The sequence below is a fragment of the Streptomyces sp. SPB074 genome, assembly GCF_000154905.1.
Classification (GTDB): Bacteria; Actinomycetota; Actinomycetes; order Streptomycetales; family Streptomycetaceae; genus Streptomyces.
In genome coordinates, this window is sequence record NZ_GG770539.1 from 5,799,469 (window position 1) to 5,800,600 (window position 1,132).

General features: G+C 74.8%; 2 protein-coding genes. One reads left to right on the forward strand and one right to left on the reverse strand.

Translation table 11 applies throughout. The features are described 5' to 3' along the window. Nucleotides 1–459, reverse strand: a 459-nt coding sequence (locus tag SSBG_RS24530) for a protein kinase domain-containing protein (protein ID WP_037870562.1), incomplete at its 3' end; no start/stop codon positions are given. Between the two features lie 274 nt (nucleotides 460–733). On the opposite strand from SSBG_RS24530, the gene SSBG_RS24535 reads away from it, so the two are divergent. Further along, entirely contained in the window at nucleotides 734–1,015 is a 282-nt protein-coding gene (locus SSBG_RS24535) for a hypothetical protein (protein WP_008748760.1), read from the forward strand. Nucleotides 1,016–1,132 lie beyond the last annotated feature (117 nt).

Sequence of the window (1,132 nt, forward strand, 5' to 3'; positions counted from 1 at the left end):
CGGGGTCACGTCGCGGTGCACGACGCCGACCGCGTGCGCCGCGCCCAGCGCTTCGAGCACCGCGAGCCCGACGCGCGCCGCCCGCGCGGGCGGCAGCGGCCCGTCGCCCATGAGGGCGTCGGCCAGGCTCAGGCCGCGGACGAGTTCCATCACGATCCACGGCCGCCCGTCCGCCACGACCACGTCGTACACCGTGACGACACCCCGGTGCCCCGAGCGCGCCGCGGCGAGCGCCTCGCGCTCCACCCGCGCGTACAGCCGCTCGCGCTCCGCCGCCTCCAGGCCCGCGGGGACCCGTACCTCCTTGACCGCGACGTCCCGTCCCAGTTCCTCGTCGCGCGCCTGCCACACCGTCCCCGTACCGCCCGCGCCGAGCACGGCGCCGAGCCGGTACCGGCCCGCGAGCGGCCGGTCCGCCGCGCCCTCCGCCTCGGGACCTCTCGCACCGCTTCCGTCCATCGCCCCGCCTCTCGTCGCGCCGTCCACTGTGACGACCTGTGACCACCGTTCCCCCGCCGGAGCCGAACTACTCGGCGATACGCGGGATTCGGGGAGGCCTGTCCGTATTCCGTACCTCTGGCACGACTCGCCCCGGAATGCTCCGGGCCTTGTGAGGATGCGTCAACCCCCTTACGGGGTAGGTGAATCACATGACCGGGATACAAGGTGTCACCCGGGGACGATAGGGTTACCCTGCCCGTGGCCGGGTGCCTGACGACGGGTGGGGAGTGACATGGAACAGATAACGGTCCGCAGCAGGCCGCGTGTGCCTGCCATCACGTACGGGAGCGGGGCGAGCAGTTCACGGCTCGACCGGCACCTCGCGGTGCTCGGCGGTCCCGCCGTCCCGCAGCGCGAGGCGGCGGAGGCCACTTCCCTGATGCGCGAGATCACCTCGCGCAGGGCGGCGACCGGACGCGCGGCACAGCCCGACAGCAGCAGGACGCGGTTGAGCAAGGTCTCACTCCTCGCCCCGCTCAGGAAGCTGCGCCGCACCCTCTTCGGCGGGCGCTGACCGGGGCTCGCGCCCCGGCCCACCACCCGAGCCGCCCACCACCAGGACCGGCCGCCGCCCACCCGGGCGCCGGCCGGCCCGCACCCCCGCACACCCACGCCCCGCCCCGGAATCGCG